Source organism: Myxococcus sp. CA039A, from assembly GCF_013336645.1.
GTDB lineage: Bacteria > Myxococcota > Myxococcia > Myxococcales > Myxococcaceae > Myxococcus > Myxococcus llanfairpwllgwyngyllgogerychwyrndrobwllllantysiliogogogochensis.
Genome location: NZ_JABUMQ010000181.1, coordinates 1 through 22419 on the forward strand (window position 1 = coordinate 1; position 22419 = coordinate 22419).

16 protein-coding genes are annotated in these 22419 nt (G+C 67.9%); 8 read left to right on the plus strand and 8 right to left on the minus strand.

What is annotated here, in order from left to right; translation table 11 throughout:
- From HR086_RS27510 to HR086_RS27520, 3 genes are all read right to left on the minus strand, one after another.
- Positions 1-346, minus strand: a 346-nt coding sequence (locus HR086_RS27510) for an SWIM zinc finger family protein (protein ID WP_174467112.1), incomplete at its 3' end; no start/stop codon positions are given.
- 74 nt (positions 347-420) lie between these two features.
- Complete coding sequence (locus HR086_RS27515) at positions 421-2256, minus strand: fibronectin type III domain-containing protein (RefSeq protein WP_174461406.1); 1836 nt, start codon at positions 2254-2256, stop codon at positions 421-423.
- A gap of 107 nt (positions 2257-2363) precedes the next feature.
- Positions 2364-2813: a YciI family protein gene (locus HR086_RS27520; RefSeq protein ID WP_174467113.1), complete on the minus strand. Its 450-nt coding sequence runs from the start codon at positions 2811-2813 to the stop codon at positions 2364-2366.
- A 351-nt stretch (positions 2814-3164) separates the two neighbouring features.
- Between HR086_RS27520 and HR086_RS27525 the strand changes: the two genes are divergently transcribed.
- From HR086_RS27525 to HR086_RS27545, 4 genes are all read left to right on the plus strand, one after another.
- Positions 3165-3587: a YciI family protein gene (locus tag HR086_RS27525; RefSeq protein WP_174467114.1), complete on the plus strand. Its 423-nt coding sequence runs from the start codon at positions 3165-3167 to the stop codon at positions 3585-3587.
- Between the two features lie 477 nt (positions 3588-4064).
- Positions 4065-5579 (plus strand): SDR family NAD(P)-dependent oxidoreductase, encoded by a 1515-nt coding sequence (locus HR086_RS27530; protein WP_141641028.1) that lies wholly within the window; start codon positions 4065-4067, stop codon positions 5577-5579.
- A 23-nt stretch (positions 5580-5602) separates the two neighbouring features.
- Positions 5603-12385, plus strand: a complete 6783-nt coding sequence (locus HR086_RS27540; protein WP_254626493.1) for a type I polyketide synthase — start codon at positions 5603-5605, stop codon at positions 12383-12385.
- 25 nt (positions 12386-12410) lie between these two features.
- Positions 12411-13505, plus strand: coding sequence for a fatty acid desaturase (locus tag HR086_RS27545; protein WP_174453256.1), 1095 nt, complete (start codon positions 12411-12413; stop codon positions 13503-13505).
- Here HR086_RS27545 and HR086_RS49795 read toward each other — a convergent pair.
- On the minus strand, positions 13397-13630 hold the full coding sequence (locus tag HR086_RS49795) for a DUF6766 family protein (protein WP_371817197.1): 234 nt from the start codon (positions 13628-13630) through the stop codon (positions 13397-13399). The two genes, HR086_RS27545 and HR086_RS49795, sit on opposite strands and share 109 nt — an antisense overlap.
- Positions 13631-13885: 255 nt before the next feature.
- Here HR086_RS49795 and HR086_RS27550 point away from each other — a divergent pair, with 255 nt between their 5' ends.
- Together HR086_RS27550 and HR086_RS27555 are read left to right on the plus strand one after the other, a co-directional pair.
- Positions 13886-14962: an NADH:flavin oxidoreductase gene (locus HR086_RS27550; protein WP_174467115.1), complete on the plus strand. Its 1077-nt coding sequence runs from the start codon at positions 13886-13888 to the stop codon at positions 14960-14962.
- Positions 14963-15142: 180 nt separating this feature from the next.
- The gene (locus tag HR086_RS27555; RefSeq protein WP_174467116.1) at positions 15143-15952 is read left to right on the plus strand and encodes an outer membrane beta-barrel protein; all 810 of its coding nucleotides are present in this window, start codon (positions 15143-15145) and stop codon (positions 15950-15952) included.
- A gap of 65 nt (positions 15953-16017) precedes the next feature.
- On the opposite strand, the gene HR086_RS27560 is transcribed toward HR086_RS27555, so the two are convergent.
- The 3 genes from HR086_RS27560 to HR086_RS27570 all read right to left on the minus strand — a co-directional run bounded on the left by HR086_RS27560 (position 16018) and on the right by HR086_RS27570 (position 19551).
- Positions 16018-17361, minus strand: a complete 1344-nt coding sequence (locus HR086_RS27560) for a S9 family peptidase (RefSeq protein WP_174453258.1) — start codon at positions 17359-17361, stop codon at positions 16018-16020.
- A gap of 337 nt (positions 17362-17698) precedes the next feature.
- Positions 17699-18514 carry an SDR family oxidoreductase gene (locus HR086_RS27565; RefSeq protein WP_174467117.1) on the minus strand — a complete coding sequence of 272 codons (816 nt, stop codon included), beginning with the start codon at positions 18512-18514 and terminating at the stop codon, positions 17699-17701.
- 158 nt (positions 18515-18672) lie between these two features.
- Positions 18673-19551, minus strand: a complete 879-nt coding sequence (locus HR086_RS27570; protein ID WP_174461400.1) for a S9 family peptidase — start codon at positions 19549-19551, stop codon at positions 18673-18675.
- A gap of 410 nt (positions 19552-19961) precedes the next feature.
- On the opposite strand from HR086_RS27570, the gene HR086_RS27575 reads away from it, so the two are divergent.
- Positions 19962-21362 carry a hypothetical protein gene (locus HR086_RS27575; protein WP_174461399.1) on the plus strand — a complete coding sequence of 467 codons (1401 nt, stop codon included), beginning with the start codon at positions 19962-19964 and terminating at the stop codon, positions 21360-21362.
- A gap of 163 nt (positions 21363-21525) precedes the next feature.
- Entirely contained in the window at positions 21526-21771 is a 246-nt protein-coding gene (locus tag HR086_RS27580; protein ID WP_174453262.1) for a hypothetical protein, read from the plus strand.
- A gap of 164 nt (positions 21772-21935) precedes the next feature.
- Here the strand turns inward: HR086_RS27580 and HR086_RS27585 are convergent.
- Positions 21936-22419, minus strand: a 484-nt coding sequence (locus HR086_RS27585) for a cell wall protein (protein ID WP_217441977.1), incomplete at its 5' end; no start/stop codon positions are given.

Genomic DNA, 22419 nt, shown 5'->3' on the forward strand with positions numbered 1-22419 from the left:
GGGCTGTTGCGCGCGTGGGCGCGGAAACGGGTGGACGCGCGGGCGCGGCGGGGCGGGCTGGCGCGGCCTTCTGCGAGGAGTGATGGAGGAAGAGGGCGGCGGCGACCACATGCTCACAGGGGTCCACCTTCCCCTTGCAGTCGCACTCCCAGATTTCGTCCTCGGGATAGAGGACGGTCGTCACCGGCGCGGGACGGCCGGTGGCGCGCACGCGCAGCACCGTCTCCTCTTCACCGACGGATTGCACCGAGACGGCGCCAGCACGAGCGAGGCCCATGCCGGCGGACCAGGTCTCCTGGCGCGCTTCCTCCTGGATGGCTTCGAGCAGGTCGGCGGTCGCGGACATACGAGGACCGCCTCCCTAGCTCCGTTGGAGGACCCGGCGCAATGCTCGCCTGCGCCGGGCCTGTAGGCGCGTGGCTACGGGTAGGTGTCCAGGTACGCGCGGTGGCTGTTGGAGAACTCGAAGTTGGTGAACTTGTCCCAGTTGATGGACCAGGTCATCAGGCCCTTGAAGCCGGGGTAGCCCGCGGTGTTGCGCAGGACGTACGTGCCGCCGAAGGACTGGCCCTTGAGGAGGTAGTCGAGCGCCTTGTGTACGTTGGCCGGAGTGGTGTACCCGCCGCCCGCCGCCTGCGGGGAGGAGGGCAGGCCGATGAGAATCTGGTCGGGCCGGAGCGCGGGGAACATCGCGCTGGCGTTGCCGCCGACGGGGAAGCCTCGCAGGAGCATCTCCGCCATCGCCACATGGAAGTCCGGCGTGCTCTGCGCGTAGGCCCGGCCGTCGAGCGCGGTGACAGTCCCGGTGTTGTAGTGCTGCACGTGCAGGTACGTCAGCCTGTCGCGCAGCGCGTGGATGACGGGCAGGTACGCGCCCCAGGGGCCGCCGTATGCGGCCATGCCACCCTGCACATAGGCCGTCTCCGGCGCCATGGTCAGGATGAAGCCGGAGCCATTCTGGTTGAGCAACTGGCGCGTGGCCTGGATGAGGTTGGAGATGCGCGGCGTGGTGGGATTGCGGAAGTCGGTGTCGCCGCCATTGAGCGACAGCGAGCTGCCCTCCAGGTCCAGGTCGAACCCGTCGAAGCCATAGGTGTCGATGAGGCCCTGCATGGTGGTGACGAAGTTCTGCCGGGCGGCGGCGTCATCCAGGTGCACCGTGCCATTGGCTCCGCCGATGGAGATGAGCACCTTGCGTCCCTGGCTCTTGAGCAGGGCGACGTCCGCCTTGAAGTCCGCGACGCTGGAGTTATACGGCGTGAAGGCCATGTTGCCGGAGCCGGCGCCGCCCACGGGCTCGGCGAACGCGACCTGGATGACGTTGAACTTCGCGGAGATGTCGCGCAGCCGGATGTTCGTCGACCCGTTGTCGAAGTTGTGCCAGTAGCCGACCAGAATCTTGTTCCCCACCGGCTGCGTCCCCGTCGTCGTCGCGGAGATGCTGTTGCTCGCGGTGGAGCGGTTGCCCGCCGCATCGCGGGCCTTCACGGTGAAGGTGTACGTCGTGTTCGCGGCCAGCCCCGTCACCGTGACGCTGGTGGCCCCGGAGGTGGTGGCGGACGCGGACGCGCTTCCATTGACGAACACCTCGTAGCCGGTGACACCCACGTTGTCCGTGGACGCCCCCCAGGACAGCGACACGCTGCTGCTGCTCACGCTGGTGGAGGCGAGGTTGGCGGGAGTGGAGGGCGCCACCGTGTCGTTCGCCGGGCGGGGTGACGTCGTCACGCTGTGCGCGGTGCTCGCGGAGGAGCGGTTGCCTGCGGCATCACGGGCCTTCACGGTGAAGGTGTACGTGGTGTTCTCCGCGAGGCCCGTCACGGTGACGATGGTGGCACCGGACGTGGACGCGGACGCGGCGGCGCCGCCGTTGGTGAAGACCTCGTAACCGGTGACGCCCACGTTGTCCGTGGATGTGCCCCAGGACAGCGACACGCTGTCGAAGGTCTTCGCCGTGGACGTGAGCGAAGGTGGCGTGGAAGGGGCCTGGGTGTCGGGTGGTGGATTCCCCGTACGCTCCAGCCACAGGGCCAGGACGTTGGGGGGCTCCCAGCCCACGAGGGAGAAATGGGACTGACGGCAGTCGTAGGCCTTGCCTCCATAGGAGGCGATGTCGCCCACGGTGTACTGCGTATTGGGGGCCCAGGCCCCTCGGTCCGCCGCGAAGGCGGAAGCGGGAAGCAGGGTGCTGAGCAGGGTGACGAAGGCCACCAGGGCGATGAGTGCCGCCCGGGGGAGGTGTCCTGGAAGCTGCATGGCGTCTGCCTTTCGGCTGGGAGAGAACGAAGAGAGCGGACCGCCCCATTTTTCGGGTCAATCCCTTCTTTTCGTTCTCTTCCCTCACGCCGCGCGCGGCCTCGTGGTTATCCCTGAGGCGTGAGGGGCTTGCCGGCTTCCTGGAGGTGGTCCCGCATGCGCGCGTTGGCGTCCTTCTGCTCGGGTGTGGACCCGGTGTCGAAGTCCGACAGCTCGTACACGCGGCGCAGCTCCAGTTCGACTTCGCCGCGCCCGTCGATGGAGGGCCAGCGCTTCAGCCACTCGATGGCTTCTTCCTTCGACCGCACGTCAATCATGGTGAAGCCCGCGATGAGTTCCTTCGTCTCCGCGAAGGGCCCGTCCAACACCCGGGGCTGGCCGCCCGAGAACTTCACGCGCGCACCCTGGGCGCTCGGATGGAGTCCCTCGCCGGCGACGAGGATGCCGGCCTTCATCAGCTCCTCGTTGTATTTCCCCATCGCCGCGAGCAGTGCCGCGTCCGGCACCTCACCGGCCTCCGTGCTCGCGTCGGCCTTGCGCAGAATCAAGAATCGCATCGTCGTCGGTTCCCTGGTGGCGGGACGGTGGGGCTGTCGGGCCTTCCGTCTCGGGTGGTGCTGGAAGAACGAACGGACGTTGGTGAAATCGACACGCGCTGGCGCCCCTCGCTTCAGGGGAGGGATGCGCTCCTCGCCACCGGACCGGGCGAGCGACCGGCTCCATGATTTCTGGCGCCGCACGCCCCAATTTCCAGAGAAGGACGCGGGGCGGCCTGTCATTTCACGGGGTTGAAGGCGGCGCACAGAAATTTAAAAGGCCGTGTCGATCTCCCGCGAGCCTGTTCGACGAAGAAGTAGAGCCCGGGACAACGGGCACGAACGAACCTCGGGAACCCGAAGGAGTACGACATGCGATTCATGGTGCTGGTCAAGGCGACGAAGGACTCGGAAGCCGGAAAGATGCCGGACGAGAAGCTGCTGATCGCGATGGGGAAGTACAACGAGGAGCTGGTGAAGGCGGGGGTGCTGCTCGCGGGCGAGGGACTCCACCCCAGCGCCAGGGGTGCGCGGGTGCGCTTCTCTGGAACGAGCCGGACCGTGGTGGATGGCCCCTTCACGGAGACGAAGGAGCTGGTGGCCGGCTTCTGGCTGTTCCAGGTGAAGTCGAAGGAAGAGGCCATCGAGTGGGTGAAGCGCTGCCCGAACCCGATGTACGGCGAATCGGAGATTGAAATCCGCCAGGTCTTCGAGATGGAGGACTTCGGTGCCGAGCTCACGCCCGAGCTGCGTGCGCAGGATGCGCGTCTGCGTGAGCAGGCCGCGAAGAGCTAGGCACCCCGCACCGCTTCCCCACACCCCCGCTGGACACGCACGAGGCCCCACTTTGATGGGGGCTCATGCGAGACATTCTATTCCCCGGTGTGAATGGCATGGTCCGTGCCGCCGGGAAAGCCTGTCGCGAGAGCCCTCGGCTTGAACGATGGATGTGTTTTAAATCATTGATGCCACTCCGTCAGGTCTTGTATGGCCATGGAGGGGAGACGTGTGTCTGGAGGGGTTCGCGTGCGTGTGTATTCCGCGGCGTGCTCATTCCCTCGCCGTGGCGTTCTCGAGGAATTCCTCTCGGCGCTGACGAGAGCGAACGCGCGCGGTGAGTGATTCATTTTCGCGGGTGCGTATTCCCGCGAGTCTGTTTGTTCCTGATTGCGTGTCGCATGTGGTGGGTTTGAGAGGCAATGTCAGACCCCTGATGCACAACGCACGTGGCTCATTCATCTCCATGCGGTTCTTGAATTGTGAGGGTTCAGAATGTCCCCGTCATTTCATCAGGGTTCCGGGTCGCTGACTCAGGTCCTGGAGCAGATTCGTCGTTGCGCGGCGAGTGTCACGCGGTATCCGCTCGACATCCTCACGGCGGAGGCCCAGCTCGAGGATGAGCTGGGTATCGACTCGGTGAAGCTCGCTGAGATTGCCGCGGTCGTCGCGCGGGAGTTCAACCTCGCGGCCGACCGGCTGCCGCGCGGAGCGAAGGCGCGCACGCTGGGCGCCATCTCCGAGCGCGTGGTGGAGTTGCTGGCGGAAGGGGCGCCCGCGTCGGTCGTCGCGCCGATTCCACCGGCAGCCACCGCTCCCGTCGCGGCGCCTGCTCCCGTCGCTGTCCCTCCTCGGGTGGTTTCTCCCGCGTCCATGGAGTCGTCGGACCTCGAGTCGCAGGTGCGGTCCGTGTTCGCGCGGGTGACGCGCTATCCGGTGGAGTTGTTGACCTTGGAGGCGGACCTGGAGGACGAGCTCGGCATCGACTCCGTCAAGCAGGCGGAGGTGCTGGCCGTGCTCGTCAAGGAGCTGGGGCTGGAGGTGGGCCCCAAGCCCTCCCAGCGGCTGAGGACGCTCTCCGCCATCTGCGAGGCGATTCGTGCGTCGCGAGGGACGGTGACCGCTCCTCGTCACCCGGTAGAGGAGTCCGTGCGGGCCTCGCCGCCGCCCGTCGTGGCTCGGCTTCCGTTCGAGGGGAAGGTCGCGCTCATCACGGGCTCGGGCAAGGGCATTGGCAAGGTGGTTGCCATGCGGCTGGCCAGCGCGGGGGCGACGGTGGTCGTGAACTCGTTCCACTCCCGGGACGAAGGGGAGCGGACGGCCCAGGAGATTGTCGCGGCGGGGGGCAAGGCGCTGCACCTGTGGGGGTCCGTCGCGCAGGAGGAGCACCTGGAGCGGTTGTTCTCCTCCATCGAGGAGCGGCTCGGTGGATTGGACTTCCTGGTGTGCAACGCGTCCAACGGCCTGATTGGACCGTTCGACCGGATTGCGCCGCGCGACTGGGACAAGGCGTTCCGCACGTGCGTCACCGGCACCTACGAGTGCGCCATGCGGGCGCGTCCGCTGATGGCGCGGCGAGGAGGCGGGGCCATCGTCACGATGTCCACGTCCATGTCCCAGCGGTACATGCATGACCTGGGCTGCCAGGGCGTGGTGAAGGCGGGCGTCGAGTCCCTCACGCGCTACCTGGCCGCGGAGCTGGCGCCCGAGGGCATTCGCACCAACTGCGTGTCGGCGGGGCCGGTGCACGGTGAGCTGCTGGGAATGTTCCCCAACGCCCCAGGCCGTGTCTCGCGCTGGGAGGCGGCGACGCCCGGCGGGCAGCTCTGCACGGCGGACGACGTGGCCGACGTGACGGAGCTGTTGCTCGGACCGAAGACGCAGCGGGTGAACGGGGCCATCTGGGTGGTGGATGGCGGGCTCTCCGGCACGGTGGACGGCCTGTTGCCCGTCGGCCGGCAGCCCTCCAACGGACACGATGTACGGGCGCTGCTCGCCCTCGACTCCTGAACACCTTCGACGGGGAGAACGCCATGGGTTACTTCGCTGTCCCGTACGTCATCCACTTCGATGACACGATGGCCTACGGGAGCCATCACTTCCTCACCAACTTCAAGTTCCAGTGCGCGGGGCGCGAGCACCTGCTGTTCAGCCCGCACTTCTTCGAGGTGCCCGAGTTCCGTCGGGACTTCGACCGCGTGCTCCTGCTCACGTACGAGGGGTACTCGCGCAACCTCGCGCCCGCGAACCTGGGTGACAGGTTGGTGGTGCTGACCTCGTTCGAGGAGCGGGGCGAGGTGTCGGTCCGCTTCTGCTTCCGGACGTTGAAGCAGGACGGAACGCCCGTGGCCTGCGGCTACCAGACGGTGCTCTGCGCCGACAAGGAGACCGGAGCCCTGTGCCCGTTCCCCGAATCGTTTCGTCCGTGCTTCGAGTCGCTGGCTGGCATGTTCGAGCCCGCAGCGGCGATGAGCTTCCGTGAGCGCGCGCTCAAGGGAGGCTCCGCCATCGCGGGGCTGTTCTCGGAAGGCGTCCGGGGGTTGGCGAAGCAGTTGCTCGCGGACGCGGCCACGTTGGGGGCGGCCCGCCTGGTGGATATCGCGCCAGCAACTCCAGAAGGTCGGAAGGAAGTGCCGACGTTGGGGCTCCTCGCTGGACCGGTCACGGTGGGTGCGGCCCGCTCGATGGCTGTTGCGCTGGCGTCCGAGAGGTCCGCTCCAGGTGGGCGGAAGGAAGTGCCGACCTTGAGGCTCCCCACGGGGGCCACCGCGTTCCTCTTCGCCGGGCAGGGCTCCTTCGAGCCTGGGTTGTTCGCTCGACTGAGGCTCTTGCAGCCGGAGCTGCGCGATGAACTCGCGGCGGTTGAGGAGGTGGCGAGGCGTCACGGGTTCGACGCAGGGCCCCTGCTCGCGGCGCGCGACGCGGACGAGGTGCGGCGTGCGCTGGAGAAATCGCCCCGGTTGGACCAGCTCGGCATCTTCCTGGCGGGGGTGCTCGGTGCCCGGTGGCTGATGCGCGAGGGGCGGAGCCCCGACATCTTCGTCGGGCACAGCTTCGGGGAGATTGCCGCGATGACCGCGGCCGGAGCGCTGGACCTGCGTGGGGGCGCGGAGGTGGTGTGTCTGCGCAGCCAGGCGCTCCAGATGGTGTCGGACGACCTGGGCACGCTCGCCGCTCTCGCGCTGGGAGAGGCGGAGACCGCGCGCGCCATCAGCGATTGTGGTGCGGCCGGGCTGGTCATCGCGGGACGCAACCACGCGAAGCAGACCGTCGTGGCGGGGGCTCGCGCGGAACTCGAGCGACTTCGGTCCTGGTTGGAGCAGCAGGGTCAGGGGTTCACCTTCGTCGTCAGTCGGTATCCGTTCCACCATCCAGGGCTACGGCTCGCGGCGGAGGCATTTCGCACCGCGCTCGCACGCGTCGCGATGAAGGCGCCCCGCGGGCCCATCTATTCGCCGATTGAGCGACGTGTGTATGCGGGCGCACCGGGCGAGCTGGCGGAGGCCCTCGCGTCACATCTGATGCATCCGTTCGACTTCCTGGGCGCGGTGGAGTGGTTGTCGCGCTCGGGCTGCACCCGCTTCCTGGACTGCGGAACGGAGGGGCGACTGGCGCGCATCGTTCAGCGCATCCTGCCCTCGGCATCCGTCACCGAGGTCAGCGCTATTTCCGGAATGCTGCCTTCCGAGGGGGCTCCCGTGGAGCAGGCAGGTGCTCGGGGTCAGGCGCTGATGCCTCTCTCGGAGGCTGCTGCCATGGGGCAAGCCCATGCAGGTGGAGAGGCGCGGATGCCTCCTTCGGAGGGGACTCCTGTGGAGCAGGCTGGTCGTCGTGGCGAGGCGCTGATGCCACCCTCGGGGGCTGCTCCCTCGGCGCAGACCCGTGCGCGAGGTGAGGCGCGGATGCCTCCCTCGGAGGTTGCTGCCATGGAACAGGCCCAAGGGCGCGGCGAGGCCGCAGGGGAAGACCCGGCGATTGCCATCGTCTCCCTCGGGTGTTTGTTCCCAGGCGGCGCGACGGACCCGGAGGCGTACTGGCGCAACATCCGGCAGGGCGTGAGTGGCATCGTCGATCCGGGCGCCAACGAGCCTTCCTTGATGACGGACTTCGTCGGACCCACGGGGACGCCGGACCGAGCCTACACACTGCTCACGGGCGCGGTTCGAGACGCTGACCTGGTGGCACCGCGAGGCATCGATCCGGTGCGCTTCCAGCGGTACGTCCGGGAACAGAAGCTCCTGGCCATCGCGCTCGCACAGGGGATGGTGGGGCTGGAGGAGTTCGCCGCGCGCTCACCCGCACGCATCCAGTGCCTGCTCGGCTCCACAGCGGAAGGGTCCTCCGAGTACGACGCGGCACTCAGCCTGGAAGCGGGCGAGTCCCTTCTCCGCGCGAAGGGGATGCTGGGGCCGGACCTCGCGTTGCTGGCGCAGGCGGCTCGCTCGGTGATGGGCGTGACGGCCCGGTCCTCCGAACTCGCGCCACATCCGACCCTCCAGACGGTGGTGACGGATGTGGTCGGGCGCGGAGTCTCCACGGTGTTGCTCGATGCCGCGTGCGCGTCATCGCTCTACGCCATCGCACTGGGGATGAAGTCGCTTCAGCAGGGGGATGCGGACCTCGTCCTCGCCGGTGGCGTCTTCTCGCCGGGACCCGGCAACAGCTGCCTCTTCTCCCAGTTCAATGGACTCTCCGCGACGGGGAGTCGCCCATTCGACGAGCGCGCGGATGGCGTCATCTTCGGCGAAGGCGCGGGCGTGGTGGGCCTGATGCGCCTGTCGGACGCGCTCTCGGCGGGACTCCAGGTCCGCGCCATCGTCCGGGGCACGGGGCTCTCCAGTGATGGTCGCAGCAGCTCCGCGAACGTCCCGCGCGTCGAGGGACAGGTGGCGGCGATGACCGCCTGCTACACGACGGCCGACATCGACCCCGCGACCATCCAGTACCTGGAGGCACACGGCACGGCCACGCCAGCGGGTGACGCCACCGAGCTGAAGTCGATTGCGCGCGTCTTCGGAGGCAAGCGCCAGGGCATCCAGCTCGCCAGCGTCAAGGCGCTGATTGGCCATGTGGGCTGGGCGGCGGGAGCGGCCTCGGTCATCAAGCTGTGCAAGGCGCTGGAACATCGACTCATCCCGAGGCAGGCGAACTTCGAGCGACCCGGCGCGGAGCTGCGCGCACTGGGCCCCGACTTCGAGGTGAGCCTGAGTGAGAAGCCCTGGCCGGAGAACGGAGCGCATCCGCGTCGCGCTGCCACGAATGGCTTCGGCTTCGGGGGAACGAACGCGCATCTGGTGCTCGAGGAGTACCGAAGCGGGCCCGTCGTCCCGAGATTCCCTGCACGTGCTGGCAAGCGGAGCGAGCTGGTGGTGGTGGCCGCCGAAGGCGTGTTCCCGGACTCGAACGGCGTGCCGCGAGTCGGCGTGCCATCCGAGGTAGGCACTCGCTTCAACGGAGAGGATTTCCATCTGCCGTCGTCGGTGCGGCTGTTGCCGGATATCTCCGAGGACATGGACCTGACGCAGGGGCTCGCGCTCGCCGCGGCCAGCGCGCTCGTCCAGAAGCTGGAGGGCTTCGATGGGCTGCGTACGGGGACGGCCATCGTGCTGGGGCTCGAGGGGAAGACCCGTCGAGGAGTGGAGGCCATCCAGCGCGTGCTGGCCTCCTCCACGCGCCGCAAGCTGCGAGAGCGTGTCCTGCAGGCTCCCGGGCAGGCCGCGTTGCTACCGCTGGCGGAGCGCTTCCATGACGTGGTGACGGGAACGCTGCGTCCCTCGGGGCCCTACACGCTGCAAGGGATGATGGCGAACGTCACGCCGGGACGGGTGGCGGGGGCGCTGGACGTCAAGGGGCCCAACTTCGTGGTGGATGCCGGAGGCGCTTCATTGGCCGCCGCGTTGAAGGCCGCGCGTGGAGTGCTGGAGACGGGCTTCGAGCTGGTGCTCGTGGGCGGCGCGCACGTCCTTCGGCCTGGGGCTGTCGCCAGTGGGTCCCAGCCAGAGGAGGGCCTGACGTTGCTCGCGGTCACCACCGCCGAGAAGGCCGCCCAGCGAGGGCTCAAGGTGCTGTGCCGCCTCCGGATGTCGGAGGCCACGGACTCGCGAGAAGTAGCAGGCCAGTCGTTGCCACCGCATTCGGCACGAGAGGCCCTGGCGGTCCTGCGCGCCGTGCAGACGGCCGCGGAGGGACGCCCCACCACGCTGCGCTTCCATCCCGAAGCCGCGAGCGGTGCCCGCCTGGAGCTTCAGCTCCTTCCGGAAGCGTCCATCCACCCGGTGGAGCCCAAAGCCGAGGCGCATCTGTCCCTGGCACAACCGCCCCCGAAGCCTGGTGAGGTGGCGACTGACGAGTCGACGAGTGGTTTCGACCACAGCGCGCCGATTGGGTACTACACGCCAGTGCTCGTCGAGCAGCAGGTCCGGTCGACGCGGCCCGTGCGGCTCGAAGGGCGTCGGGTCCTCTTCATCGCTGGGGACGAAGCGCAGGCTCACGAGTTGGAGGCGCAGGCGCGCCGACTGTGTGGGCCGGAGTACTTCGTGCTCTTCGCGGGCGCCTCGGAAGCAACGGGGCGGGTTCGCGGCATCGACCTGACACGCGAAGAGACGGCAGACGCGGCACTGGAAGCGCTGGGTTTCTCGCCCCAGCTCATCCTCGCGGTCAGTCGAATCGAGCCGGACGCGAGCGAGGCCGAGGTGGTCTCCGACACGGCGCTGAGCCATGAGGCGCTGGAGTTGCTCTTCCTCGCGGCGCGGCGCTCCTACGAAGGACTCCTCGCCGGTGAGGTGGAACTCGCGAGCCTGTGCGTGGGAGGCGTGGGCCCTCGGCGTGTCCTGCACCCGGTGACGGGACTGTTCGCGGGAATGCTCAAGTCGATTGCTCGCGAGGTGCCGGCGCGAAACGTCCGGGCCATCGCCACCTCCCAGAGAACGTTGCCGGAAGCCCTGGCGCAGGCCCTGTCCGAACTGGTCTCGGACGCAGAGGGCGGTCCGTCGGTGGAGGTCTGCTTCGACGGCGTGACTCGATGTGTCCGGAGACTCCGTCCGTCGGCCACGCCCGCGAAGGGCGCTTCCACGCTCGATGCCAGCTCCGTGGTCCTGCTGACTGGCGGCGGGCGAGGTGTCACGGCGGTGCTCGCCGGAGCGCTCTTGAAGCGGTACGGATGCACGGTGGTGCTCCTGGGACGAAGCGACCCGGAGGCCGCTCCCGAGCGAGTGCTCCACGCCTTGGAGGAACAGCTCCCCGTCGTGGAGCGGGAGTTCTACGCCTCGGAGCTCGCGGCGAAGCCGGGCACGCGGATGCCTGAGCTGCGAGCGCGCTTCGAACGGCACCTCGCGGTCCGGGAGCTGCGCTCCACCCTGGTGGGCCTCGCGCGGCTGCCAGGCCGGATGGTCTACCGCGTCGCGGACGTCACGAGTCCCGGCGACGTCGCGCGGGTGATGGACGAACTCACGCGAGAGCACGGGCGTCTGGACCTGGTGGTCCATGGGGCGGGTACGCAGACGTCCAAGAAGCTGAACCGTCGGCGCCTCGCGGAGCTGCGGACGAACCTGGACACCAAGCTGCTCGGGCTCCGCAACCTGCACGCCGCCTGCGCGAGCCGCTTCGCGCGTCCCGTGCCGTTCCATGTCCTCACGTCCGCATTCAGCTTCATCGGCAATGACGGACAGGCGGACTACGGAGCGGCGAACGAGGCCCTGGACCGGCTGTGTGCCTGGTCCAGCGACGCCCATCCCGACGTGCCCTGGTGCAGCGTGGGGTGGCTGGCCTGGGATGGCATCGGAATGACCCGAGGCTCCGAGTACCGCGTGCTAGGCGCCAGCCGGAGGCTGCGTGGGATTCGCGCGGAGGAGGGCGAGGCACTGTTCCTCCAACTCCTCGAAGGCCCCCTGCGTGAGTCCATCCACGTGCAGCTCACAGAGAGCGAGCGTTCCTACTACGGCCTGGAGTTGCTGCCCGCGGAGCCCCTGCCGGCGACGGAGCCGTCCGCCGTGCTGAAGGACCTCATGGTCGATGCCGCGAGCGTGCCATGCCTGGAGGACCATCTGGTCCGAGGCACGCCCACGCTGCCCGGAGCCTGGGCGTTGGACTTGATGCTGCGGGCCGCGTTGGGAGACGGACGACCGGAGCTGCGCACCGTCACCATCGAGGATGTGAGGTTCTCCCGCTTCATCCGCGTGAAGCCCGGTGGACATCAGGCCCTGCGGGCCGAGTGCACCCAGCTCACCGACGAGCCCGGTCGTCACTGCGTGCGAGTGAAGCTGCTGGGCGACATCGTCCATGCCTCAGGCGTGGTGCTCGAACGAGACCTCGTCTTCGCGCAAGCCCGCTTCACACTGTCGGCCCAGCCGCCCCGAGGCACCCCGGGGCTCGATGCGGCGACACCCTCGGGGCGTGGGCTGTCCGCGGAGGATCCCCACTGCGCGCGGGGAGGGCCCATCGAGCTGTCGAAGATGTTCGACTGCCTGGAGGACATCCGCCTGGAGCGCTCGGCGCGCTTCGCGAGCGTGGGGCTGCCAGCGCGGCGAGAAGACGCGGGGACCGCTGTGCCCGCGCTCGTCCTGGACGCGGCGCTGCGCCTGAGCGCGATGCACGTGGATGGTGTGTCGAGCGCCGTCTTCGCGCCCATCCAGTTCGAACGAGCCACCTTCGACCGGGGACTGGTGGGCAAGACGGATGCACCGCTGCGACTGTCATTGAAGGCGCTGAGTCCCCGGCTGGACGGGGACATCCTCCAATGCGGCACCGTCGCGGCGGTCGACGAGGCGGGACGACTGCGAATGCTGCTCGAGGGCGGCCTCGCGCGTCCCATGGCTTGAACCCTCTCTCCATTGGGTGAACACAATGCACTCCACCGCACTTTCGACGGCGACCCTGCCCATCGATGACCCCAAGCCGCTTCGCGCGGAGCTTCGCCGGGTGATGCCTCCCGAGTCCTTCGAGCCTCAGCCCCACCGGGGCGTCATCGCACTGGCGCTGGTGCCGGTGATGATGGCCCTGATGGGGCTGTTGGGCTGGGGCGGCCTTCCCTGGTGGCTCTGTCTGCCGCTCTCGTTCCTGCTCGGGCAGATGGTCACCACCGTGGGGCTGGCCGCGCACGAGGCGCTGCACCACGCTGTCTTTCGCAGCCGGCGCTGGGAGGAGGTGCTCGGGTGGGCGGGCTTCAGCCCGTTCCTCGTCACGCCCGGCAACTGGCGCGCCTGGCACGTCCAGGCGCACCACAGCGCCGCGAACATCCACCAGAGGGATCCGGACATCCTCCCGCGTCAGCAGGACCTGGACACCCAGCGGTTCGCGCGCCTGTTCCACGCGATTTCACCGGGCTCGGGCACCTGGGTCAGCTACATCAGCTTCGGCCTGTTCTTCACCGCGCAGGGACAGGCGTTCCTGTGGCACCACATCAACCAGCCCCAGCTCCAGCACGTGCGCATGAATCGCACGAAGGAGCGGCTCCTCACAGTGCTCGTGACAGGGGGTTGGTTCGCGCTGGGCTGGGCCATGGGGCCGCGAGGGGCGCTGTTCGCGCTCGTCATTCCCCTCATCGTCGCCAACGTCACGCTGATGATCTACATCGCCACCAACCACTGGCTGCTGCCGGCGTCCGAGGACCGCGACAACCCCTTCGTGAACACCGCCAGCGTGGAGACGCACCCGGTGATGAACTGGGCCCATCTCAACTTCAGCTATCACCAGGAGCACCACATCTTCCCGGCCATGAGCCCGCGCTTCGCACCGCTGTTGCGTCAGCGACTGCGGGAACTCCATCCGGGAGCCTCCGCCGTCTTCCCCCACGTCCACGCCTTGCGCACCCTGTACTCGCGCCCGGCGCTCTATTCGCCCACCGAGGGGACGATGCTCGTGGGCAGGGACGGAACGCCCGCGGTGAGCACGGACGAGCTTCGAAGGCGGCTCGAAGCCCCCCGGGGTGTCGCGTCGTGAGCCGCGATACCCTGGTATCTCCGATACAATAGAATCGCGAGATACGATTTGCCGGTCCGGGAGTGGGGGGCGTTGACGGGCTTTGACTCGGGGCTGCCCTTTTCGCGCAACCAGACGGACAGCAGGACTCGATTGTTGGCGTCGGGGTCCTTGGACTCGCCGGAGCCCCTTGCCTGGGGCGCCCGGCGAGGTCGAGTTCACCATCCCTCGAAATCTGTCCACGACTCCGCCCCCCGCGGCCGGCATGGGAGGGCACTTGCCTGCCCGGTCGGGTGCTGGCCTGCTGGCATGCGAAAATCATCGCGAGGGAAGCGACGGCCCTGCGCTCCAGGCATCCGAGGGCCCAGCCTCCTTTGGCCCACACGTGGGAGATGCACCACATGGCAGGACTGTTCGACCCCCTGGAACTCCGTGAGAATGTCGTCGCGCGCAACCGAATCTGGCTCGCGCCGCTCACGAACCAGCAGAGCCACGCCGATGGCACGCTGTCGGATGCTGAACTCCACTTCCTGTCCCTGCGCGCGGACGGAGGCTTCGGGCTGGTGGAGACGTGCGCGGCGCATGTGGAGCAGGACGGCAAGGCATGGCCCGGCGAGCTGGGAGTTCACGACGATGCGATGTTGCCGGGCCTGCGCCGTCTGGCCGCGCGGATCCACCAAGGGGGCGCGCTCCTGTCCGCGCAGCTCTTCCACGGAGGACTGCGCGCGGACCCCGCCGTCAGCGGGCTGGAGCGCTGGAGCGCGAGCGCGCACACCGACGCGGCGGACCGGTGTCGGGAGGGAACCGAAGAGGACATCCAGGGCGCCATCCGTGCCTTCGCGAACGCGGCGACCCGCTGCGCCCAGGCGGGCTTCGACGGCGTGGAACTCCATGGCGCGCATGGCTATCTGCTGTCGCAGTTCCTGAGCACCGTCTACAACCGCCGTGAGGACCGCTGGGGCGGCTCGCTGGAGAATCGCTCGCGACTCATCCGCGAGACGGTGGCCGCCGTCCGGCGCGCGGTGCCCGAGCGCGTGCTCGCCGTCCGGCTGTCGCCCGAGGACTTCGGGCAGGCCAAGGGCCTGGACCTGGACGAGACGCTGGAGGTCGCGCGGATGCTCGCGGACGGCGGCATGGACGTCCTCCACCTGTCGCTCTGGCGCTCGGCGCTCAACACGAACAAGCGGCCCCAGGAGCACGCGACGGCGCTCTTCCGCGCGGCGGTGCCCTCGCGGGTGAAGATTGTCGTGGCGGGCGCCATCTGGACGAAGGAGGACGCCGAGGCGCAACTGGCGCTCGGCGCGGACGCCGTGGCCCTCGGCCGCTCCGCCATCGCCAACCACGACTGGCCCGAGCGCGTCCGGCGGGGCGATGCCATCCAACGCCCACCCTTCCCTGGAGCCGTGTTGCGCGCGGAGGGCGCGTCAGCGGGCTTCGTCGACTACCTGCGCGGCTGGAAGAACTTCGTCGTCCCCTGAGGGCGGCACCGTCCGGGAGCGCACGGGACGGGGCTCAGGAGGGGCCGGGTCACCTGGAACCCAGCACTTTTGTGGCCTTGTTACTTTAAATATGTGACGAGGACGTGCGTCTTAATGCGCGTCCGACACCTTGAGGGTGTGGGGCTCAACTTCTCACCACTTCTTTTCGGGACCCTCGTCATGAAAAGCCGCACCCAGATGATGCTGTGCTCTCTGTCCTTTGCGCTCGTTGCTTCTCCGGCCCTGGCTGGCGAGACCTTCCAGATGCAGGATGACTCCGCTCAGGAGGGTTACTCCGAGGAAGGTTATTCCAGCGAGGAGTCGGCGGCGGACGACTCTGGGGGCGGCAAGGGCTTCGCGCTGGGACTGAGCTTGGGGTACGGCGCGCCCTACGGCGAGCTGGGCTCGGTTCAAGCGGACGACGACGATACCAACAAGGTGAGTGACCTGGTCACGGGCGTCATCCCGATTCAGTTGGAGGCCGGTTACTTCTTCAACCCCAACGTATACCTGGGCGCGACCTTCCAGTACGGCATCGCGAGCTTCAATGACGAGAACGCCAATTGCGAGGACCAGGGCGCCGTCAGCGTGAGCTGCAGCGCGAGCCAGCTCCGCCTGGGCGTCAACGTGGCCTATCACTTCAACGTCACGCCCAAGATCGACCCCTGGGTGAGCGTGGGTGTCGGCTATGAGTTCCTCAACACGGCCGTCAAGGGCGAGCAGAGTGGTGAGTCCATCACCGCCAAGGCCTCCGTGAAGGGCTTCGAGTTCGTCGCCGCCCAGGTGGGGCTCGACTACCGCATCTCCCCGAAGTTCTCGGTGGGTCCGTTCGCCACCGTCACCGCGGGCCAGTACTCCTCCACCTCGCTGTCCATCGATTCGAGCGTGGAAATCCCTGGCAGCGACGAGCTCGATGAGACCGAGGACCTGGAGACGAAGAAGATCCACGGCTTCATCTACGGCGGCGTCCGCGCGCAGTACCGCTTCTAGTCGTCAGGTGTGAGACGTCGGGCCGGGACTCACCGGCCCGACGTTCCGCTGTCTGGGACGCGGCCTCAGATGTACTCGTCGAGCCAGTCGAACATGCGGTGATTGGCGACGGCCTGAGCGCCCTCCTGGCAGTGCAACAGTCCGGTGTCCTCCTCCGTGAAGAGCAGGTAGTCCTTGGGGCACGTCAGCGCGTCGTAGAGCTGCTTCGCCTGTCCCCCCGAGTACGCCTCCGCGGTGCCGTCCATGACGAGCGTGCGGCAGCGGATGCGGTGGACCACGGGCTCGTTGTTGAACTCCCGCAGCTTGTAGAGCAGGTCCGACGGTGAGCTGGCGCCGTGCTTGGACATGGCGTCGCGCATGTACCAGCGGTACAGGAACACCTGCGACATGAGCTCGTAGAGCGCCGCGTCGAACGCCGCCGGGTCCGTGTCGAGCAGCTTCATGATTTCAGGGAAGTAGCCGTTGAACTGGTCGAACTGCGACTGGCCCCAGTTGAGGACGCCCGGGTTGGGGATGAGAATCTTGAGGCGCCGCTCGAACGCCGCCGCGCGTGGCACCAGCGCTCCGCCCATGCTCCAGCCCAGCAGCGCGAGCCTCCGGGAGTCCACGCCGGAGATGCGCACGGCGAAGTTGATGACGGGGGTGATGACCTTTTCCCAGTCGGGACGGAACGGCAGGTGTTGCTCCCGGATGGCCATGCCCTGTCCTGGCGCATGGACGATGAGGCAGTGGTAGCCCCGCTCCAGGGCGGCATCAATCACATACTTGGACTCCTCCGGCCACGCGTCGCGTCCCTGCTGGAAGATGAGCAGTGGCGCGGGCCCCCGCGTATGGGGGGCGCGGAAGAAGTAGCCGGGGAGGGTGGTGTTCTCGTAGGGAATCCGCACGGGAGTCGCCGGAATCCGCAGCAGCGTCAGCGCCTTGTCGTAGGCGTCCACGGACTTCCGCCCCGTGGCCAGCACGCTGGGGTGACCCGGCTCCGGGTGGTGAATCAGCGCGGCGCGGTAGTAATTGGCCGCGCGCAGGTAGGCGTGGCCCGCGCTTCGGGAGTGGTGGCGGGCGAGGCTCGCATCCCCCATGGCCCTCAGGCGGTCCGCCGTGCTCACCCACTCGGTGGGCCAGCTCCATTCGTCCTCGGGGTGGATGCGGCTCGCGGTGTCCAGCACCTCTCCGATATCCGCCTGGGCGCTGTACGTCGCGGCCAGGAAGTGCAGGAGCTGGTTCTCCATGACGGGGTCCGACAGCAATCCGAGCTCATACCAGGGCCGCGAGGGCTCCTGGGCGCCGGGGGCCGGGGCCGCGCCGGGTGATGGTGCCGCGAGTGAGGATGGCGCGCGCATGAGCGCGAGACCTCCGGTGAGACCCAGGCTCGCGTGGAGCAGGGAACGGCGATTCAGGGTGAAACCCATGGTGTGCTGCCTCCTGATGAGGGATTGAAGGCTCGAACACCGCGGGTCTTTATTTCTGTCATCGCGGACTTCAAATCACAGACACCGAGAGGGCCAGGTCTGCTGAAGACAGACGAAGGGCCGCGCGCCTGAAGCACGAGAGGGCAAGGCCGGGCGTCAGGTCTCGCGCGTGCCCGTCGAACCGCGGGCACACCGAGAGCCTCGTGCAGAAACACGCGCGAAGCTGGGAAGGCCACGGGGTGTCCCGTGCCTTCCGAGGATGAGTCAATCGTCTGATTGAATCGTGCGATTGGTCCGCGTGATTGTCAAGGGGACCGGCGCTTCGCGCGGGCCGGGCTCACTTCCATGCGCCCGAGGCCGCGGCCTGCGCGGCGTAGGTCTCGAAGGACTTGGGCGCGTGGCCGGTGACGGCGCGCACGGTGTCGGTGGGCGTGGCGTCGCCTCTCTTGAGCAGGGCGCCATACGCCTTGATTTCGCCCTGGATGGCCTCGTCGGGTCGGCCCAGGGCCCGCTGCTCGGAGAGATAGGTGTCGGCGTCTCCGGCGAAGCGCACCTGTCGTCCGGCGGCGCGGCCGATGATGGCCGCAGCTTCGCCAAAGCTCAGCGCGCGAGGTCCGCTCACGTCGTAGCTCTGGCCTTCGTGGCCGTCCTTCGTCAGCGCCACGGCCACCACGGCGGCGATGTCGTCGGCGTCGACGAAGGCCTGCTTCGTCTCCCCGACGGGGAGGGTGATGCGTCCGGCGAGGACCGCGGGCTTGAAGAAGCCCTCGTCGAAGTTCTGGTTGAACCAGTCCGGGCGGACGAGGGTCCAGTCCACGCCCGAGCCGCGCACCAGGCGCTCGGCGGACATGAGGCGCTCGTCTCCCATGATTTCGATGCCCTGACTCGACAGCAGGACGATGCGGCGGATGCCCTTGGACACGGCCAGGGACACGAAGGCGGGGTCGATGGGTTGCTCGTGTGGCGCCATGAGGTACATGCGCGACGCCGGGCCCACGGCCTGTTCCCAGGTGCCGGGGTCCTTCCAGTCGAAGCGCACGTCCGCGTGTCTCGACGCGGCCCTTACCGAGTGACCTTGTGATTGGAGGAGCCGGGTGACGCGTCGTCCGGTGGTCCCGCTCGCGCCCAGGATGAGGATGCTCGAAGTGGTCATGGCGCGACGCAAACACGCGCACCTCACCCGGCTGGGGAAAATGCTCGGCGTCCGTGCGGATACTCAACACGTCCCGAGCATTCCCGGCGCCGGAGTGTTCGCTGTCCGTCGTCGCGCCAGCCTCACGCAAGTGCCCGGAGGCTGGCGCCAGGCGTCAACTACGGCGTGGTGAACTGTTTCAGCCAGTCCAGGTTGGTCCGCAGCGACCAGGGCGCGGAGCCGGTGCGCCAGGTCGAGTCGAGGAACAGCCCGGTGCAGCCTCCCGAGCGCATGTAGCAGTGGTCCGCGTTGAGGTCCCCGAGCTGGATGTCCTTGATGATGTACCAGCCGCTGTTGTTGCTCGCGAAGCAGGACGTCGCCAGGGGGCAGGACTGGCCCGTCGTCTCCGTGTTTTGAGAGCGGACGGAGGACTCGGTGGGGCCGACGAAGATGTCCTGCTCGCCGTTCACGATGCGCAGGCGGCTGCTCGGCAGCGCCCGGTTGCCATTGGCCACGCAGGAGCGCAGGTTGTAGATGGAGTATTGGACGCCGGCGCCCAGTCCGTACGCGGCCTGGACTCGCGAGTCATGGTTCTTGGCGAGGATGGCCATGATGGAGCCCTGGCTGAAGCCCGCCACGACGATGCCCTTGGAGCAGTCCGCCTTGGCGCGAGCACACAGCGTGCCGACGGCGCTGGTGGCCCGGCTCCCGTCATAGATGCACTTGGAGCGGGTCGTCATCGACGAGCAGGTGCCGAACGTCGCGTTGTCGTACTCCACGGTGGCGGCGACATAGCCGCGCGACGCCATCTCCTCCACGGCGGCCAGCGCCGAGGAGTGCTCGTACGGCTCCGTGGTGCCCACCGTGTAGATGAACACCGGGTACTTGCCCGAGGCCGACGGCTCCTGGCCGCGCAGGTTGTACGTGGAACTGCACAGCGACGTGCCGCCGCCCCGGTATGTCGCCGTGAAGCTGCTCAGGGACTGCGCTCCTGCGGTGGTCGTCCAGGCCAGGGTCAGGAGCAATCCGAGACGGAAGGTCAGCTCTCTCTGATTCATGACTTCTCCTCGTGGGTGACGTGGGACTTCATGCCCGGGGCATGAGGCACCCGGACCGACGTGAGCCGACGCTGCATTCACAGGCGGCCCCGTTCTCACGATTAAGACTCCGAGGATGTCTTCTCGTCTATCTGATTTTTCATACTGTTAGGTTTTTCCTCGTTTTGTTCCGCGACGCGAAACATGGTTGTCATTGTTTCGCGGGGCGGAATGTCATTCGAGGTGTTCAAGCTCCAAGGGGGCAGGGCCCACGGCGATGGCGAGGAACTCCGGGAGGCTGTCGAACTCCCAGGACAGGGTGGTTCCGCACCGCGGACAGAAGGGGAAGGTGGCGCGGCCGCCGTTGGCACTCCAGGCAGTGACACAGGGAAGGCGCGATGGGCGGGGAGTCATGATAGACGCGGCGCCCCATGTCTCCTGTGCTCTTGTCTTTGTCGTTGTTTTTCACCCTGGGGCAGGCTCCCGAATCACCCCCGGCGGAGCGGCCGTTCCAGGCGCGACTCTCCTTTCTCGCGGGTGACGAGGATGTCGACACCGCGGGCTCGTCCGCCCTGTGGAACGCGGCGCTGGACGCACACACTCCCGAGCTGACCTCGGGTCTGCGCGCCGAGGCGGCGCTGTCGTTCTTCCTCTCGTCGAGTGGTGCCAGTCGGGGGGCCACCTTCGTGGACAATGGCAGTGCCTTCCGCCTGCGCTACCGGCCTTCCAGTTGGGCCGCCGATGAAGGCCTGGCGCTGGGGGTCTATCCGCTGAGCTCCATCCGGCTGTACCTGGGCTCGACGTACCCCGTGACGTGGGGGCGGGAGGCCTTCCCGCGCCGCCCGGGGAACGAGCCGGCGCTGGAGCTGCGGCTCGCGCGGCGGCAGTGGGGCGTGTTCGCGGCGCTCAAATCCGCGGTCGTCAACGAGGTGCTGGGGGACTCGGGGCGCTACTACGCGCTGCTCGCGGGTGGCTTCGTGGACGTGTCGCCCCAACTCCAGTTGGAGCTGAAGGGCATGTCCTGGAACCAGGGGGAGAATCCGACCGCCGCGGCGAGCGGGGCGGAGCTTCCCATGACCATGAGGGGAGCCTCACTTCGGGCCTTGTGGCACCACGGCGAGCCCATCGGGAGCAACGTGGACCTGTCGCTCTATCGAGGCGACCCTGTCTTCTTTGAACGGTTCTTCACGGCCGGGACGTATTCCGCCGGGTTCGCCGCGTCGGTCTCCCTGGAAGGCAGCCTGGTGTCGCAGGACCTCCTGGATCCGGAGGTGTGGCCGGCTCAGCGGCGTCGTACCCAGAGCGCCAGCGCCGCGGCCCTGGAGGTTCGGGTGCGGCACGACTTCCTGCGGGTGTACGGACTGGCCTACTACCGGACTCCGAGCTTCATTCAACTGGACGCTCCGTGGGTCTTCCCGAACGAGGCCTTTCGTCGCTCCGCGGAGCCCCGGGCGGAAGTCTCGGGTTCGCTGGGCGCCGACTACCACCTCAAGCGCTGGGGCCTGACGCCAGGATTCCTTGCCCGGCTCACGCTGCCCGCGGTGCTCAATGCAGGGGGACTCCTGGGGCCGAGCCAGTCCAATCACCTGCTGCTCCGAGGGCCCCATCAGATAAGCGTCCTCCCGGCAGGCGAGGACCGGATGACGGTGCTGACGTTGAAGGCCACGACCCGGTGGGACCTGGGCTCGCTGGCGGGCGTCGTCGCGGAGGTCTCCTACGCGAATGACCCGAACAAGGTGGAATTCGTCGACGACGAGAACGGCGTGGCGGTGCCTGTCTTCAAGGATGCGAGCACCTTCGGAGCGACGGTGATGCTCCAGGCTCGTTACTGAGCGAGGCGAGTGTTTGCGCGGTGTTCTGGAAATCCAGACGAGATGAACACCGCGCTCTCGGGTCGCGAGAAATACTTTCCTGGTGATTGATACATGTGACTGGGTGGGTGTTTCACTCGGGTTCCGTGGCCCTGGATGTGTGCCTCATGGTCCTCTGTGAGACATGCGTACCCTTCTGTGCATGCTCATCGCGGTTCCCTTGTTGGCGGGTTGTGGTGGTGACGACGGCGAGTCGTGTGGTGATAACGAGTCGCCCGAGACGTACAAGTCGGCCAAGCGGGTGCACTGTTCTGGCACCAGCGACGCGGACGTGGCGTGTTGTGGCTATATGGGCGACACGTGCAACTACACGCTGTGTCGCAAGAGTGTCTGTGGGGACTGGACCGAGGAGTCCTGGACCTGCCACTGAGCGCAAAGGCTCTCAGGCGCAGCCGGCTTCAAACCCGGGGGGAGTAAACAGGCTCATCCCTGTCGTGTGTCACGCGGGGATGAACCCCGCGCTCCCCTCGGGTGTCCCGACTCGCGAGGAGCGGGACGTCTGCCCGGGTGCAGCGCGGGGTCCTGAGACAGCCTTCAGTTGCGACGCTTGGTCGCGAGGAACTCCGCGGCCCAACGCTTCACGGTGTCCGCCGCGTCGGCGCCCTCGGCCGGGCGCAGGGTGGGGAGGATGGACGGTGCGGAAGGGCCCTCTTCACCCTGGGGGCCCACGGACTGCGTCTGGCCCTTCTTGCGGACCCACACGCGGGGACCGCTCGGAGCGGGAGTCGCGGTGCTCGCGGGGGTCGCCGCCGAGCTGTCCGAGCGACGACGGCGAGACAGGATGACATCCGGAATGGAGTGGGGCGCGGCGTGCTCGACCCAGGCGGCATGGAGCCGACCGGTGGCCACCATCTGCCGACGCTTCTGGTAGTGCGCCGAGCAGTAGCCGAGCGTGCGGACGGGCTGTCGACAACCGATGACGGCGCAGGCGACAGGCTGCTCGACGACGGCCTGCACCTGGGGGGGAGGCTGTGGCGCGGGGGCCTTGCGCTGCTGTACGGGCGGGGCGGAGTAGGGC